At 64.6% G+C, this 15,442-nt stretch carries 15 protein-coding genes; 8 read left to right on the top strand and 7 right to left on the bottom strand.

Annotated elements, in window-relative coordinates; translation table 11 throughout:
* Positions 1 to 2 precede the first annotated feature (2 nt).
* Genes XH80_RS31885 through XH80_RS31875 form a run of 3 tightly spaced genes read left to right on the top strand, consistent with a single transcriptional unit; the run spans position 3 to position 3,649 of the window.
* Positions 3 to 785: a cyclase family protein gene (locus XH80_RS31885; RefSeq protein ID WP_271602025.1), complete on the top strand. Its 783-nt coding sequence runs from the start codon at positions 3 to 5 to the stop codon at positions 783 to 785.
* 56 nt (positions 786 to 841) lie between these two features.
* Entirely contained in the window at positions 842 to 1,999 is a 1,158-nt protein-coding gene (locus XH80_RS31880) for an ABC transporter substrate-binding protein (protein WP_271602024.1), read from the top strand.
* Between the two features lie 15 nt (positions 2,000 to 2,014).
* Complete coding sequence (locus XH80_RS31875) at positions 2,015 to 3,649, top strand: ATP-dependent acyl-CoA ligase (protein WP_271602023.1); 1,635 nt, start codon at positions 2,015 to 2,017, stop codon at positions 3,647 to 3,649.
* Between the two features lie 12 nt (positions 3,650 to 3,661).
* Here the strand turns inward: XH80_RS31875 and XH80_RS31870 are convergent, their stop codons facing one another.
* Positions 3,662 to 4,168 (bottom strand): MarR family winged helix-turn-helix transcriptional regulator, encoded by a 507-nt coding sequence (locus XH80_RS31870; RefSeq protein WP_220002881.1) that lies wholly within the window; start codon positions 4,166 to 4,168, stop codon positions 3,662 to 3,664.
* A gap of 288 nt (positions 4,169 to 4,456) precedes the next feature.
* Here XH80_RS31870 and XH80_RS31865 point away from each other — a divergent pair, with 288 nt between their 5' ends.
* From XH80_RS31865 to XH80_RS31855, 3 genes are read left to right on the top strand one after another with little or no spacing between them, the layout of a single operon-like run.
* Complete coding sequence (locus tag XH80_RS31865; protein ID WP_271602022.1) at positions 4,457 to 6,775, top strand: bifunctional salicylyl-CoA 5-hydroxylase/oxidoreductase; 2,319 nt, start codon at positions 4,457 to 4,459, stop codon at positions 6,773 to 6,775.
* 16 nt (positions 6,776 to 6,791) lie between these two features.
* Entirely contained in the window at positions 6,792 to 7,970 is a 1,179-nt protein-coding gene (locus XH80_RS31860; RefSeq protein WP_271602021.1) for an acyl-CoA dehydrogenase family protein, read from the top strand.
* Positions 7,971 to 7,988: 18 nt separating this feature from the next.
* Positions 7,989 to 8,420: a RidA family protein gene (locus XH80_RS31855; protein WP_220002884.1), complete on the top strand. Its 432-nt coding sequence runs from the start codon at positions 7,989 to 7,991 to the stop codon at positions 8,418 to 8,420.
* On the opposite strand, the gene XH80_RS31850 is transcribed toward XH80_RS31855, so the two are convergent.
* From XH80_RS31850 to XH80_RS31830, 5 genes are read right to left on the bottom strand one after another with little or no spacing between them, the layout of a single operon-like run.
* Positions 8,421 to 9,185, bottom strand: a complete 765-nt coding sequence (locus tag XH80_RS31850) for an ABC transporter permease (protein WP_271602020.1) — start codon at positions 9,183 to 9,185, stop codon at positions 8,421 to 8,423.
* Positions 9,182 to 9,946, bottom strand: a complete 765-nt coding sequence (locus XH80_RS31845; RefSeq protein ID WP_271602019.1) for an ABC transporter permease — start codon at positions 9,944 to 9,946, stop codon at positions 9,182 to 9,184. The genes XH80_RS31850 and XH80_RS31845 overlap by 4 nt, the downstream gene beginning before the upstream one ends.
* Positions 9,943 to 10,749 carry an ABC transporter ATP-binding protein gene (locus XH80_RS31840; RefSeq protein ID WP_271602018.1) on the bottom strand — a complete coding sequence of 269 codons (807 nt, stop codon included), beginning with the start codon at positions 10,747 to 10,749 and terminating at the stop codon, positions 9,943 to 9,945. Before XH80_RS31840 ends, XH80_RS31845 begins: the two co-directional genes overlap by 4 nt.
* Positions 10,746 to 11,450 carry a GntR family transcriptional regulator gene (locus XH80_RS31835; protein WP_271602017.1) on the bottom strand — a complete coding sequence of 235 codons (705 nt, stop codon included), beginning with the start codon at positions 11,448 to 11,450 and terminating at the stop codon, positions 10,746 to 10,748. The genes XH80_RS31840 and XH80_RS31835 overlap by 4 nt, the downstream gene beginning before the upstream one ends.
* Positions 11,451 to 11,460: 10 nt before the next feature.
* The gene (locus XH80_RS31830) at positions 11,461 to 12,357 is read right to left on the bottom strand and encodes an ABC transporter substrate-binding protein (protein WP_333932745.1); all 897 of its coding nucleotides are present in this window, start codon (positions 12,355 to 12,357) and stop codon (positions 11,461 to 11,463) included.
* Between the two features lie 139 nt (positions 12,358 to 12,496).
* On the opposite strand from XH80_RS31830, the gene XH80_RS31825 reads away from it, so the two are divergent.
* Both XH80_RS31825 and XH80_RS31820 read left to right on the top strand, forming a co-directional pair.
* A complete protein-coding gene (locus tag XH80_RS31825) occupies positions 12,497 to 13,486 on the top strand; it encodes a fumarylacetoacetate hydrolase family protein (RefSeq protein ID WP_271602015.1) in 990 nt (329 codons plus the stop codon).
* A gap of 53 nt (positions 13,487 to 13,539) precedes the next feature.
* Complete coding sequence (locus XH80_RS31820) at positions 13,540 to 14,316, top strand: cyclase family protein (RefSeq protein WP_128952545.1); 777 nt, start codon at positions 13,540 to 13,542, stop codon at positions 14,314 to 14,316.
* A 14-nt stretch (positions 14,317 to 14,330) separates the two neighbouring features.
* On the opposite strand, the gene XH80_RS31815 is transcribed toward XH80_RS31820, so the two are convergent.
* On the bottom strand, positions 14,331 to 15,428 hold the full coding sequence (locus XH80_RS31815; protein WP_442868636.1) for a Gfo/Idh/MocA family protein: 1,098 nt from the start codon (positions 15,426 to 15,428) through the stop codon (positions 14,331 to 14,333).
* Positions 15,429 to 15,442 lie beyond the last annotated feature (14 nt).

Raw genomic sequence — 15,442 nt, 5'->3', positions numbered from 1 at the left:
CAATGCAAAGCAAGAATCTCCTGGAGCTGGCGAGTGCGATTTCCTCGGGCGCGGTGCGCGTCGTCGACCTGACCTTTACGCTCAGTCCGGATTTTCCGGTCATCGTGCTGCCGCCCGAGTTCGGGCAGGCCGCGCCGGTCCGTATCCAGGAAATCTCGCGATATGACGGCCGCGGTCCGGCCTGGTACTGGAACAACGTTACCTTCGGCGAGCACACCGGCACGCATTTCGACGCGCCGATCCACTGGTTCACCGGCAAGGATCTGCCCAACAATGCCGTCGACACCATGCCGCCGCAGGACATGATCGCCCCGGCTTGCGTCATCGACTGCTCGGCGCAGGCCGCGCAGGATGCGGACTTCGTCCTGACCGTCCCTGATGTCGAAGCGTGGGAGACGAAGCATGGACGGATCCCCCCTCGTCACTGGGTTCTGTTGCGCACAGATTGGTCGAAGAAGGGGTGGCGCGACTACGCAAACCTCAGGGATGACGGCGCACATACGCCGGGCCCGAATCCCGCTGTGATGAAGTGGCTGGTGGAGGAGCGCGGCGTCATCGGGTTTGGCACCGAGACCATCGGTACCGATGCGGGGCAGGCCGGGCATTTCGATCCGCCTTATCCGGCGCATCACTTCCTGCACGGCGCAGGGCGTTATGGCCTGCAATGCCTGTGCAACCTGGATCAGTTGCCACCCACCGGCGCCGTCATCGTGGCTTCGCCGCTGAAGATCCAGAACGGCTCCGGCAGTCCGCTTCGCGTCATCGCGCTGGTTGCCTCGACCTGAGCCCTGCAATGGCGCTTGCCGATCAGAACAAGAAATTCTCACGAAAGACAGGTGCCATGAACTTGACCAAGAGCCTGCTCGCCTCCGCTGCATTGCTGCTTGCCGTCCCACAAGCAGTGCAGGCCGACATCCTCGTTGGCTTCGTCACCGGCCTCAGTGGGCCGGTGTCGTCGATTGGAATTCCCAACGCGAAGGGGATTGCGGCAGGGCAGGCCTATCTCGGCGAGATCGGCGGCGAGAAGGTCCGGGTCATCCAGCTCGATGACGGCTCCGATCCGACCGCGTCGGCGCGCAATGCGCGCAAGCTCGTCGAGCAGGAGAAAGTCGATGTCCTGATCGGCACGTCCGGCGCCCCCCAGACGCTGGCGATGGCGACGGCGGCGATCGAGATGAAGATCCCAATGATCGCGGTGTCGCCGATCGCGCCGGTGCCGCCTGGCGATGGCGGTCCATGGGTCGTCCAGACGCCCCAACCGACGCCGCTGCTGGTGCAAGGGATCGTTGACAACATGAAGGCGAAAGGTCTGAAGACCGTTGCCTTCATCGGGTTCTCCGATGCGTTCGGCGACCTCATGTACAACTCGCTCGAGCAAAGTGCGAAGACGGCCGACATCAAGATCATTGCCAATGAGCGCTATGCGCGTTCGGATTCTTCGGTCACAGCGCAGGTGCTGCGCGTTGTCGCCACGCATCCCGACGCAATCATGCTGGGCGGAACGGGAACGCCCGGTGCGCTGCCGGTGATCGCGCTGTCCGAGCGCGGCTACAAGGGGCCGCTCTTCGGCAATCACGGCATGATCAGCGCCGATTTCCTGCGCCTTGCCGGCAAGGCGGCGAACGGCATCATCTGTCCGACCGGGCCGGTGACCGCGGCGGAGCAGCTTCCCCCCAGCAATCCGATCCAGAAGGTGGCGCTGGATTTCCGTGCGGCCTTCGAGAAGGCGAACGGCGAGGCGCCGACGGATTCGTTTTCGTCCTATTCCTTCGATGGCTGGCTGGTGCTCGCCGATGCCGCCAAGCGTGCGATGGCATCAGGTGCCAAGCCCGGCTCGCCGGAATTCCGTATCGCGCTTCGCCAGGCGCTGTTCACCACCAAGGAGGTTGTCGGCACCCAGGGCGTTTACACCTATACGCCGGCGGATCGGCATGGCGTCGACGACCGCTCGCGCATCATGGTCCAGATCGTGGACGGTAAATATAAGTTGTTGCCCTGAGGTGGGAGCCTGATCGTGACGGAGAACGACGCGACGGCGAAGAACGTGCTGCCGGTCTGGGCGCGCGCGGTCGAGCTGTTTCCACCGTCCGACCGGATCCTCTCCACCATCCTCAGGCGGCAGGCGGAACGCTATGGCGATCGCGTCCTGCTTGTCGCGGGCGAGACGCGCTGGACCTTTGCGCAGACCGCGGCGATCGCGGCTGCATCGGCGCAGGCGCTCGTCGATGCCGGCATCAAGCCCGGCGATCGCGTCGCGCTGATGTGCTCGAACCGTCCGGAGTTCTTGCAGGTCTATCTCGGCTGTGCGTGGCTCGGAGCCATCGCGGTCCCCATCAACACCGCGCTGCGCGGCTTCCAGCTCTCCCACATCTTCCGCAACTCGCGTCCCGCGCTTCTTGCCGTTGAGGCGCAGTTCGCCGGTGCGATCGAGAGTGTGGAGGCCGGTGTCGAGCTGCCGCCCCGAACCTGGATCATCGGAGCTGCCGGGGAGGCGTTCGATGCCGGGCTTTCGGCGGTGTCGCTGCCGCCTCTCGGAACGTCCGCTCCGGCATGTGCCGTGCGTCCCGGCGACACCGTTGCGATCCTTTACACGTCAGGCACCACGGGGCCTGCGAAGGGGGTGTGCTGCCCGCAGGCGCAGCTGTTCTGGTGGGGCATCTACTCGGCGCGGGCGCTCGGCATCCGCGAAGGGGATGTGCTGTTCACGACATTGCCCTTGTTCCACACCAACGCGCTGAACGCGTTCTATCAGGCGTTGCTGACCGGCTGCACCTATGTCTTGGAGCCGAAATTCTCCGCTTCCGGCTTCTGGGCCGCGGCGCGACGGCACAATGCAACGGTCGGCTATCTGCTCGGCGCGATGGCATCGATGCTTCTGGCGCAGCCGGCGACGACGGACGACAAGACGCATCGCCTTCGCGTTGCGCTCGGCGGCGGCGTGCCGCCGCAGATCCATGGTCCGTTCCATGAGCGGTTTGATGTCCCGCTGGTCGACGGCTACGGGTCGACCGAGACCAATTTCGTGTTCGCGGGTACGATCCCGTCCGATCGTCCGGGGACGATGGGCTATCTGGCCGACGGCATTGAAGCGCGGATCGTCGACGAGAATGATTCAGCGCTTCCCGATGGCGAGGCCGGCGAGCTCGTGCTGCGCGCCAGTGAGCCCTTTGCTTTTGCCACCGGCTATTTCGGCATGCCGGAGAAGACGGTCGAGGCCTGGCGCAATCTGTGGTTCCACTCCGGCGATCGGGTGGTTCGGGATGCTGACGGACACTATCGCTTCATCGATCGCATGAAGGATTCGATTCGCAGACGTGGTGAGAACGTGTCTTCATGGGAGGTCGAGCAGACCATCCAGTCCCATCCCGCGGTCGCGGCCTGCGCGATCTACCCATTGCCGTCGGAATTGGGCGAGGACGAGGTTGCGGCTGCGATCCTGCCGGAAGCTGGCCAATCGCTCGAGCCCGTCGACATTGTCAGGCACTGCGAAGGCCAGATCGCCTATTTCGCCATCCCGCGCTATGTGCGCATTCTGAGCCAGATGCCGCTGACGGAAAACGGCAAGATCAAGAAGGGCGTGCTGCGTGAGGCGGGCGTCACCGCGGACACATGGGATCGCGAGGCGGCCGGCGTGACGTTGCGGCGCTGAGCGTCGATCGATTCACGGTTTCTGCAGCGCGTCCCTGACGGCGCTCTTGAGTTCGTCGAGCTCGCCGATCAGTCCGTCGAACCGGTCCGCCGGGAAATTCGCCAGCAGCTCGGCAAGCCAGGCGCCGTGGCTCTTGGCCATTCGCCTGAAGGTCTTGCGGCCTTCGACCGTCATGCAGACGATCTGCACGCGGCGGTCGAGGTTCGACGGCGTGCGGGTGATGTATCCGTCCGCGACCAGGCGGTCCACGATCGGCGTCAGGTTCCCGGCCGAGACCATCAGGCGCTTGGGCAGCTCTCCCAGCACAAGCCCGCTCGGCTCGCGGTCGAGCTGAGCGAGAACATCGAAGCGAGGCATGGTGAAATCGAACTCTTCGCGAAACCGGCGCCGCAGTTCGCCCTCGATCAGGGTCGTGCAGGCGAGCAGCCGGAGCCAGACTCGGGTTTGAGCCCTGTACTCGGCTTCCTGATCCGCCCCATTCTTGGCCGAAACAGGCGTGGGCTCCTTCGCGAGTGCCAATCGAATCTCCCGGGCTTGATGGCCTTTCGAAAGCTGGCGCAGCTCTCGCGGACCTGGGCAAGATAGTTCGTGCCAAAAGTAAATTCAAGGCGGAGCCCGGGGTCCTCGGATTCGGCGCCGCCTTGTCTCCAATTTATACCGGTTTCAAGATCGATGCCGCGGCTCTGCGCGCCGCCCGGGGGCATTGCAGAACCGCCTTGACAACGCACGAGCCGGCGAAATACTTTATGCTTAAAATAATTTGAGTGAGAGCTCGACATCAGGCGCGACGCGCGAAAGCGAGGGATCATGCGCATAGTCTGTATCGGCGGCGGCCCGGCCGGCCTCTATCTGGGCCTGCTGATGAAGCGTCGGCATCCCGAGCATGTCATCACGGTGGTCGAGCGCAACAAGCCCTACGATACGTTCGGCTGGGGGGTCGTGTTCTCCGACGCCATGATGTCGGCGATGCGTGTTGCCGATCCCGAGAGCGCCGCCGAGATCGAGGACGCCTTCAACCACTGGGACGACATCGAGCTGGTCTTCAAGGGGACACGCCAGCGCACCAGTGGCCATGGCTTCATCGGCATCGGCCGCAAGCATCTGCTCAACATTCTGCAGCGGCGCTGCGAGGCGCTGGGTGTCGAGCTCGTGTTCGAGCGCGAGGTCGAGTCCGATCTCGAATTTCCCGACGCCGATTTGATCGTCGCCTGCGACGGCGTCAATTCCAGGATTCGTGCCCGCTATGCCGAGCAGTTCCAGCCCGACATGGTGATCCGGCCGAATCGTTACATCTGGCTCGGCACCAAGAAAGCGTTCGACGCCTTCACGTTCGACTTTCAGAAGACCGAGCACGGCTGGTTCCAGGCGCACATCTACAAGTTCGACGCGGAGACCTCGACCTTCATCGTCGAGACCACGGAAGAAGCCTATAATGCCCACGGACTGGGCGAGCTCGATCAGCAGGCGTCGATCGACTTCTGCGAAAAGATCTTCGCCGAGACGCTGGATGGCGCGAAGCTCCTGACCAACGCCCGCCATCTGCGCGGCTCGGCCTGGCTCAATTTCAGCCGCCTGATCTGCGGCAAATGGAGCGTCTTCAACGGCAAGTCGCATGTCGTGCTGATGGGGGATGCCGCGCACACCGCGCATTTCGCCATTGGCTCGGGCACCAAGCTCGCGCTCGACGACGCCATCGAGCTCGCCAACCAGTTCGACCGCCATGGTCACGGCCGCGACGGTATCCCGACCGTGCTGGAGGCCTATGAGGAGGTGCGCCGTGTCGATGTCGCGCGTATCCAGAACGCCGCGCGCAACGCCATGGAATGGTTCGAGGTGGTCGGCCGGCGCTACGCCGACACGCTCGAGCCGCCGCAATTCTTCTATTCGATGCTGACGCGCTCGCAGCGCATCAGCCACGAGAATCTTCGCCTGCGCGACCGCACCTGGCTGGAAGGTTTCGAGCGCTGGTTCGCCGCGCGCGCAGGGATCGCCGTCAAGGACGGCGAGCGGGTGCCGCCGCCGATGCTGACGCCGCACCGCGTGCGCGGCCTTGCGCTGGCGAACCGCATCATGGTCTCGCCGATGGCGATGTATTCGGCGCAGGACGGGCTCATCAACGACTTCCACATCGCCCATCTCGGCGCGCGCGCCATGGGCGGCGCCGGGCTGGTCTTCGCCGAGATGACCTGCGTCTCGCCCGACGCGCGGATCACGCCGGGCTGCCTCGGGCTTTGGAACGATGCGCAGGCTGAGCAATGGCGGCGGCTGGTCGAGCTCGTCCACAGCGTTGGGCATGCCAAGGTCGGGATTCAGCTCGGCCATGCCGGGCGCAAGGGCGCGACAAGGGTGCCGTGGGAGGGGATCGATCAACCCCTCGAGACGGGCGAATGGCCGCTGATCTCGGCGTCGGCCCTGGCGTACCTGCCCCACAGCCAGTTGCCGCGGGAAATGAACCGCCGCGATATGGACCGCGTCCGCGACGATTTCGTCGCGGCAACCCGCCGTGCGGCGGCCGCCGGTGTCGAGTGGCTCGAACTGCATTGCGCCCACGGCTATCTGCTGTCGAGCTTCCTCTCGCCGCTCACCAACCGGCGCACGGACGAGTACGGCGGCAGCCACGAGAACCGCGCGCGCTATCCGCTGGAGGTGTTCAAGGCGATGCGGGCGGTGTGGCCGTCCGATCGGCCGATGTCGGTGCGCCTGTCCTGTCATGACTGGACCGACGGCGGCAACACCCCGGCCGATGCGGCGATCTTCGCCGCGATGTTCAAGCAGGCGGGGGCGGACGTGATCGATTGCTCCTCGGGGCAGGTCTGGAAGGAGGAGCGGCCGATCTATGGACGCCTGTTCCAGACGCCCTTTGCCGACCTGATCCGCAACGAGGTCGGCATCGAAACGATTGCCGTTGGCGCGATCTCCGAGGCTGATCACGCCAACTCGATTCTGGCGGCCGGCCGCGCCGATCTCTGCGCCATTGCGCGGCCGCATCTGGCCGATCCCGCCTGGACCCTGCACGAAGCGGCGCGCATCGGCATCACCGCGGTCAGCTGGCCGAAGCAATATCTGTCCGCCAAGGGACAGTACGAAACCAACCTGGCGCGCGCTGCCGCAGCTAGCGCCCAGTGAACGGAGGAGGTGACAGATGAGCTCCGTTGCAAAAGTCATCAGGCGCGACTGGCTGGACTGGCCGTTCTTCGAACCGCGCCACCAGGCAATCGGCGCGAAGCTCGACCGCTTCGTGCAGTCGGGCGCGCTCGACACGATCGATCACGACGATGTCGACGGCGCCTGCCGCAGCCTCGTGCGCGCGATGGGCGAGGCGGGCCTGCTCGATTGCGCGGTGGCGGCGCCCGACGGCGATGCGGCCACGATCGATTCCCGCTCGATCTGCCTGTCGCGCGAATCGCTCGCCTATGCCGATGGACTTGCCGATTTCGCCTTCGCCATGCAGGGGCTCGGCTCCGGCGCGATTGCGCTCGGCGGCTCGGTGGAGCTGCGCAAGCAAGTGCTGCCGAAAGTTCGCTCCGGTGAATGGCTCGCGGCCTTTGCGCTGTCCGAGAAGGAGGCGGGATCCGACGTCGCGGCGATGTCCTGCACCGCGCGGACCGACGGTGACAACTACGTCATCGACGGCGAAAAGACCTGGATCTCCAATGGCGGCATTGCCGATGTCTACACGCTGTTTGCCCGAACCGGCGAGGCGCCGGGCGCGCGCGGCATCTCGGCCTTCGTCGTCTTTCCCGATGATCCCGGCTTCGGCATTGCCGAGCGCATCGACGTCATCGCGCCGCATCCGCTGGCGACGTTGCGCTTCACCAATTGCCGGATTCCGGCGAGCCGCTGCCTCGGCGCGCCCGGCGGCGGGTTCAAGCTTGCGATGCAGACGCTGGATATTTTCCGCGCCTCGGTCGCGGCCGCAGCTCTCGGCTTTGCCCGGCGTGCGCTCGACGAAGCGCTGTCGCACGCGCGCAGCCGCAAGATGTTCGGCGCGACCTTGGGAGATCTCCAGCTGACCCAGGCCGCGCTCGGCGACATGGCGACGGACACCGATGCCGCCGCGCTCCTGACCTATCGCGCGGCCTGGCGGCGCGATGTCCAGAAACTTCCGACGACGGGTGAAGCGGCGATGGCGAAGCTGACTGCGACCGAGACTGCGCAGCGCGTCATCGACCGCGCCGTCCAGATGTTCGGCGGCCGCGGCGTGCGTAAAGGAGAGGTCGTCGAGAGCCTCTACCGCGAGATCCGGGCGCTGCGCATCTATGAGGGCGCGACCGAGGTCCAGAAACTGATTGTCGCGCGCGAGCTGTTGAAGCCGCGCTGAGAAGATAGAAAGTTCTCCATGAGTACGATGAGAAAGCCGGAAGCCGGTGCGACCAGCGGCCTGCAAGTGCTTCAGCCCAGCGGCTGGCCGCAGCCGAAAGGGTATGCCAACGGCATCACGGCCGAGGGACGCCTGGTCGTGACGGGTGGCGTCGTCGGTTGGGACGTCGCGGGCCGGTTTGCCGACGGCTTCGTCGCACAAGTCCGCCAGACGCTCGAAAACATCGTCGCAATCCTGGCCGAAGGCGGCGCGCGGCCGGACCATCTGGTGCGCCTGACCTGGTATGTCGTCGACATGGACGAGTACGTCGCGAACCTGAAGGCGCTCGGCAAAGCCTATCGCGAGGTGGTCGGCACCCATTACCCCAGCATGGCGCTGGTGCAGGTCGTGCGTCTGGTCGAGCCGTCGGCGCGTGTCGAGATCGAAGCGACAGCTGTCGTCCCGCGCTGATCAGCGCGTCGACTGCCACGCCAATAGCCTGCGCTCGGCCAGTGACATCGCAACCGACGTGACATAGCCGGTGGCCCCGAGCAAGATCACGCCGGCAAACAGATCGGCCGACCGAAATGCGCGCGCCGACAGCAGCACCCAATGGCCAAGGCCGTCGAGCCCGGCCAGCACCTCGCAGACGACGGAGAGGATCAGCGCGACCGTCAGGCTGAGCCGCATGCCGGCGAGGATGTCGGGCAGGGCCGACGGCAATGCGATCTTGAAGACCACGGCGGTGCGCGACATCTGCAACGCGCGCGCGACCTCGTAGAGGCGCGGCTCGACCGCGGCAAAACCGTGAATGGTCGCAAGCATGATCGGCCAGATCGCACCGAAGGCGATCACGAACAGGGCCATGCCTTCAGTCAAGCCGAGCATCGCGATCGCGACCGGGATGATGGCGGAGACCGGCAGCGGACGCAGGAATTCCAGCGATGGCGCGATATAGATGCGCATCAGGCGAGAAGATCCGATCAGGGCGCCGAGCGCGATGCCCGCAATCGAAGCGGCGAGCCAGCCATAGGCCATGTGCTCCAGCGTGCCGACGAGCTTGCTGGTGAGATCGCCGCTCGCAAAGCCACGCATCAGTGCGGCCCAGGCGCGATCGGGGCCGGGCAGAAACACAGGCGAGACCAGCTTGAGATTGGCAATGAGCTGCCACAGCCCGACAAAGCCGGCGGCGACTGCGAAACTCGCCATGCGCCAGATCGTTGCGGTGGCGCTCATGAGCCGGCTCCGGCGGTGGCGGCGCGGCCGAACAGGCGGTACTGGACGACGATCAAAGCGAGGTTCAGCCCATAGCCGATGGCGCCGATCCAGACGAGATAAGCGAGCATCAGGTCGGGCCGCAGTGCCTGCTGCGCAAGCATGATGCCGGCGCCGAGCCCGAGCGGATTGATCGCGATCTCGACCGTCACCGCGACGATCAATGCGATGCCGGCGGACAGGCGGAATGCGACGAAGATCCGCGGCAAAGCGGCTGGAATGATGATCTTGATGATCCGCTGCACCGGTGTCAGCCGCAGCGCCCGCGACACCTCCATCAACCGCGGCTCGATGCCGCGAACGGCGGTGCGGCTCAGGATCAGCATCGGCCAGACGCAGGCAAAGGCGACAATCACGATCTCCATGGGATAGCCGAAGCCGAGCGCGATCAGCGCGATCGGCAACAGCGCGATCGACGGGATCGGCCGGATCGCCTCGATGGTCACTTCCATCAACCGATCGAGCACGCGCGAGATGCCGAAGACGATCCCGAGCGCAAGCCCGATCACGCTGCCGATCGCGAGCCCCGCAAACGCCGCGAGCAGCGTGTCACGGGTGGCGATCGGGATCGTGAGGTCGGCGAGTGCTGCGACCAGAGCGGCGAGCACCGCGCTCGGAGGCGCCAGGCTGTCGCTCTGCAAATGGGCGAGGCGGATCCAGAGCTCGAAGACGAGCAGTGCCGCGAGCGGCAGCAGCAGCGGCTTGGTGCGTTCGAGGCTCAATGTTCGGTCGCCTTGATGAAGTCGAACAATTGCCGGCGCAGCCGCAGGAATTCCGGATGCTCCCTTGTGGCAAGCTGGTCGCGCGGTCGCGACAGGTTCACATCCAGCTCGATTCCGATCCGGCCGGGATGCGGCAACAGGCCGATGACGCGGTCGCCGAGATAGATCGCCTCGTCGAGATCGTGGGTCACGAAGATGACGGTGGTGTTGCTCGCCGCCGTCAAGGACAGAACCTCGTCCTGCAGACCTTGCCGTGTCATCGCATCCAGCGCGCCGAACGGCTCGTCCATCAAGAGCGTGGTCGGCTCCTGAGCGAGACAGCGCGCGATCTGCAACCGCTGCTGCATGCCGCCGGACATTTCCGCCGGGTATTTGTCGGCATGGCCGGGCAGGCCGACCTTGCGCAGCAACGCCGCGATGCGTCCGGGGCGCTCGCGCGCGGGAATTCCGCAAGCCTCCAGCGCCAGCGAGATGTTGCCGGCTGCGGTTCGCCAGGGCAGCAGCGCCTTGCCATAGTCCTGGAATACGATCGCGACCTCGCGGCGCGGGTCGAGCATCGGCTGGCCATCGAAGGTGACGGCGCCGCCGGTCGGACGATAGAGGCCCGCCGCGAGCCGCAATGCAGTGGTCTTGCCGCAACCGGAGGCGCCGACAATGCAGAGGAATTCGCCGGGACGCACGGCAAGATCGAGATTCTCGATAATGGTCTTGCCGCCAAGCCGAAGCGTCGCCCCGTTGAAGCTGATCAACGGCTTTTGCCGCCGCGCCGCCTTTACGTCTTCAAGTCTTGCAAGAAGGGTCATCGGTTGCTCTCGCTGGCGGGCGGATAGACGAAATTGATGGTCGAATGCAGGTGCGCTTCCAGCATCTCTTGCGCACCTTCGACGTCTCGCGCCAGCACGCGGTCGGCGAGCATTTGATGGCTGCGGATAAACTCTGCACCGCTGTCAATTCCGCGCATCATCACGCGGCGGTAGCGATAGGCCTGGTCGTAGAGCTCCGAATGCGCGCCGAGCATCCGCCCCGAACCGCAGGCCGAGAGCAGGGCGGTATGAAAGCCCTTGTGCAGGCGGTCGAAATCGGCGGCGCCCTCGCGGAATTCGTTGCCGGTGCGCTCGATGTGGCGACGCATCTGGTGCAGCGCGCTGACGATGCCGGCCTCCCACGCGTCATTCCCAAGGATGATGGCCAGCCGGATCGCCTCTTTCTCGATGGCGGTGCGCATGCAGGTGATATCGGCCAGGTCCTCGCGGCTGACCTCGGCGACGCGAAAACCGCGCTGGCCGATGCCCACGATCAATCCGCGTGACATCAGGCGCGACAATCCTTCGCGGAGCGGCGTGGCGCCGATCTCATAGCGCTGCACGAGATCGACGATGCCAAGCCGCGACCCCGGCGCCAGGCGTCCGGCCAGAATGTCCTGCTCGAGGAGGCTGGCCGCGCGCTCGCTCAAGGTGCCGGCCTCGCCGCTCGGACGTTCGACAGGACGTTCGGAAGCCGGCATCGCAGGGTCCTCAGTTCAGCACCAGTTTGCTTGTATCGAGCTTTGATTGCAGCATCTTCTGCGACGACATCACCTCGATCCACCAGGCGAGGTTCTCCGGCTTCAGGCGTGGCTCGGACTGGTTCGGAGGCGTCGCCTTGACGAGATCGAGCGGCTGTTTGGTGAACTTTGCGATCGAAGCGGAGGCCTTCTCGCGGTCGCTGTTGACGATCACTGCCGCTTCCGCGATCGCGTCGCGGAATTTCGTCACGATCGCCGCGTTCTTCTCCGCCCATTCGCGCGATGCCGCGTAGAAGATGATCGGGTCGGTGCGGGCGAGTTCGACGGCGTAGCGTGCGCCGACCGAGCCGAGGCCCGCATTGGTCATGCGGGTGACAAACGGCTCGGCGGTGAGGACGGCATCGACACCGCCGGACTTGATGATGTCGGCCATGGTCGGGAAGGTCACCTCGACGAATTTGACGCTCTTGGGATCGACGCCTTTCTCCACCAGCCACTTCACGAACAGCACATGCAGGAAGGCGTTCAGTCCCGGCGCGCCGACTTTCTTGCCGACGAAATCCTTGGGCTCGTTGATGGTGATACCGTTGCGGACGAAAGCCGTGATGGCGATGTTCGACGTCGGGTTCATCACCGACGCGCCGGCGATGCCGACCAGATCGAGGCCGCCGTCAACCGCCTGGAGGAAGACGGTCGAGGTCGGCCCGCCAATCTGGATCGAGTTCGACAGGATCGCGGCAGGGATGTTCGAATTGATCGCGATCGGCGTCATCTCGACGTCGAGCCCGTGCTTCTTGAAGATGCCCTCGTCGACGGCGACCATGGCGGACGCACAGTCGGAGGTGGCCGTGCAACCGATCTGGATTTTCGCCTGTGCCGCCGCCGCGCCAGCCAATGCGCAAGCCATCTGAAGCGAAATACCCAGCGTGACCGCCAATCTTGCCAACTGCCTCTTCAAGGCCATCCTCCCAGTTTGCATTTTTTTATCTTGATTATCGATATTTTATTCGATCATATATTTCCAACCAAAGCAAGAGGTGTCCAAGGTGAAACTCGCTACATTCAGGTCGGCCGGTCAGGACCGGATCGGCATCGTGCATTCCAATGACGATCGGATCTTCGACATCGCCGCGGCCGCTGCACGCGATGGACAGGATCTTCAGGCCTTTGCCTCGATGCTGGCGCTGATCGACGCGGGGCCACGCGCGCTGGAGCAGGCGGCGGGGCTGTTCGAAAAATACGGCGCGGATCCGGCGCTGTCGTCGGCGGCATCTGCGGTGGACCTCCTCGCGCCGGTGCCGGAGCCTCGGCAGATGCGTGACGGCATGTCGTTCCCGCTGCACATCCTCCAGGCGCCGCGCGGGCAGCGTAAGCTCGCGGCGCGCGCGAAAGGCGACATGGCGGAGCTGGCGCGGATCGACGCCGAGCCGCTCGGCGAACTGCCCGAGGTCTATCGCAAGCAGCCGATCTTCTACATTACCAACCGCTTCAGTGTCCGCGGCACCAACACGACCGTCAAATGGCCGCGCTACAGCAAGGTGATGGATTACGAGCTCGAATTCGGCATCATCACCAAGAACAGGGGCGCGAATATTCCAGCGGCAAAGGCTGGGGATCACATCTTCGGCTACACCATCTTCAACGATTTTTCGGCGCGCGATGCGCAGCGCATCGAGATGGAAGGGCGGCTCGGTCCCGCCAAGGGCAAGAGCTTTGACGGCGGCAATGTGATGGGGCCGTGGATCGTGACGCCGGATGAGATCGGCGATCCCTACAGGTTGAAGATGGAAGCCCGTGTCAACGGCGAGACCCGCTCAACCGGCGTCTCGGACGGGATGCTGTTCTCATTCGAGGAGATCATCGCCCATGTCACGCAGGACGAGACGCTGATGCCGGGTGAATTCATCGGCTCGGGCACAGTGGGCAATGGCTGCGGCCTCGAGCTCGGCTGGTATCTCGAGCATGGCGACACGGTCGAGCTCGAAGTCGAGAAAATCGGCGTGTTGAAGAACAGGGTCGAGCGGCAAGACGCTTGAGCGCAAAGACGTTTGGGATTCAAGCAGACAAAAACAGGCAACGAGGAAACACCATGGCGCGCAAACTGATCGATATCTCGGTCCCGCTGCAAAACGACGTGCCGGCCGATCCGCCGGGCAACCATCCGACCATTCAATACATCGATCATCAACAGGGCCTGCCGCGCATGCTCCAGTTCTTCGATGGGCTGAAGGCGGAGGACCTGCCTGACGGCCAGGGCTGGGCGGTGGAGATGGTCAATCTTTCCACCCATAACGGCACCCATCTCGATGCGCCCTGGCACTTCCATCCCACGATGAACCGCGGCGAGCGCGCGTGGACGATCGACGAGGTGCCGCTGGAATGGTGCTTCCAGCCCGGCGTCAAGCTCGACTTCCGCCATTTGCCGGACGGATATGTGGCGACTGCCGGAGATGTCGAGGCGGAGCTGAAGCGGATCGGGCACAAGCTGTCGCCGCTCGAGATCGTCGTCGTCAACACCAGCGCCGGCGCCAAATATGGCCGGCAGGACTACGTCACCTCGGGCTGCGGCATGGGCTATGAAGCGACCATGTATCTCTTGGAACGCGGCGTGCGGCTGACCGGAATCGATGGCTGGAGCTGGGATGCGCCCTTCGTCTACACCGCGAAGAAATATGCCGAGACCAGGGATGCCAGCTTGATCTGGGAAGGTCACAAGGCCGGACGCCACATCGGCTATTGCCACATCGAAAAGCTGCACAATCTCGAGCTTCTGCCCTCGACCGGCTTCATGGTGTCGTGCTTTCCGGTCAAGATCGAGCGGGCATCCGCAGGCTGGACGCGGGCGGTCGCCATCGTTGACGGTTGAAGACGGGTGCCGACCTACAGGCGTACGACCTCACCGGTTCGAACGCTCTCGTCGGCGGCAAAGACGATGCGGAGCGAGTTGATCGCGTCCTCGTGATGCTCGGACAGGTCGATCTCGCCACGGATCGCCCTCAGAAACATCCGCTGCTCGCGTTCGCAGAGCTCCTGATGGCCGGGTTCATCTGCGGTCGAGACCAACTCGTCCGGCTTGGCAAAGCGGCCTTCGCCGTCGCGCGCGGCGTGATGGATGCGAAGCGCATTGGTGCGTGTATGCGTGTCGTGATCTGCTGAACGTGCGCCTGCATCGCTCCGCTCTTTCGCGACGATCGACACGCTGCCGTTGGGGCCGATCATGTCCTTCACGAAATGAGCGGTCTCGCTCATCATCGGACCCCAGCCGACCTCGTACCAGCCGACCGAGCCGTCGTCGAACGTGATGTGGAGATGGCCGTAATTGTACATGCTAGGTGCGATCTCGCCCGTCAGCCGCGCCCCGACGGCGTGGACCGCGACGGGACGGGCTCGCGTCACCTGGCACATGATGTCGACGTAATGAACGCCGCAGTCGACGATCGGCGAGGTCGACCGCATGAGCCTCTTGTGCACCTCCCAGAAGGAGCCCGCAGACTGCTGGTTAAGATTCATGCGCATGACGAGCGGCTTTCCGAGCGTTCGCCCGATCTCGACGAACCGCGACCATGCAGGATGGACGCGCAGGATATAGCCGATCAACAGCGCTTTTCCGGCCGCGCGTGCCGCGCTTACGACGTGCCGCGCGGCATCCAGCGTGTCGGCCAGCGGCTTTTCGCAGAAAACATGGGCGCCGGCAGCGAAAGCCTGCAACGCCATGGCGGCGTGATGCTCGGTGTAGGTGCAGATCGAAACGGCGTCGGGACGCAAACGCGTGAGCGCCTCGTCGTAGCTTTCGAAGCGCGGAAGCGCGGGAAACTCGGCCTCGAGATCGTCGCGATCGGCCGCGCGAGAGGTGCAAAGACCGACGAGTTCGAAACCCTCGATTGATCTATAGGCACGGGCATGGCTGATTCCCATGGTGCCGAGGCCAACCACGAGAACGCGAATAGTCCGTTGAGGCGACATGGAAAGGGAGGACATGGCTCGCTCGCGTC

The sequence above is a fragment of the Bradyrhizobium sp. CCBAU 45384 genome (assembly GCF_028128665.1).
GTDB classification, from domain to species: Bacteria; Pseudomonadota; Alphaproteobacteria; order Rhizobiales; family Xanthobacteraceae; genus Bradyrhizobium; species Bradyrhizobium manausense.
Note: the sequence above shows the minus strand (reverse complement) of the source record. Positions and strands in the feature narration are given on the sequence as shown.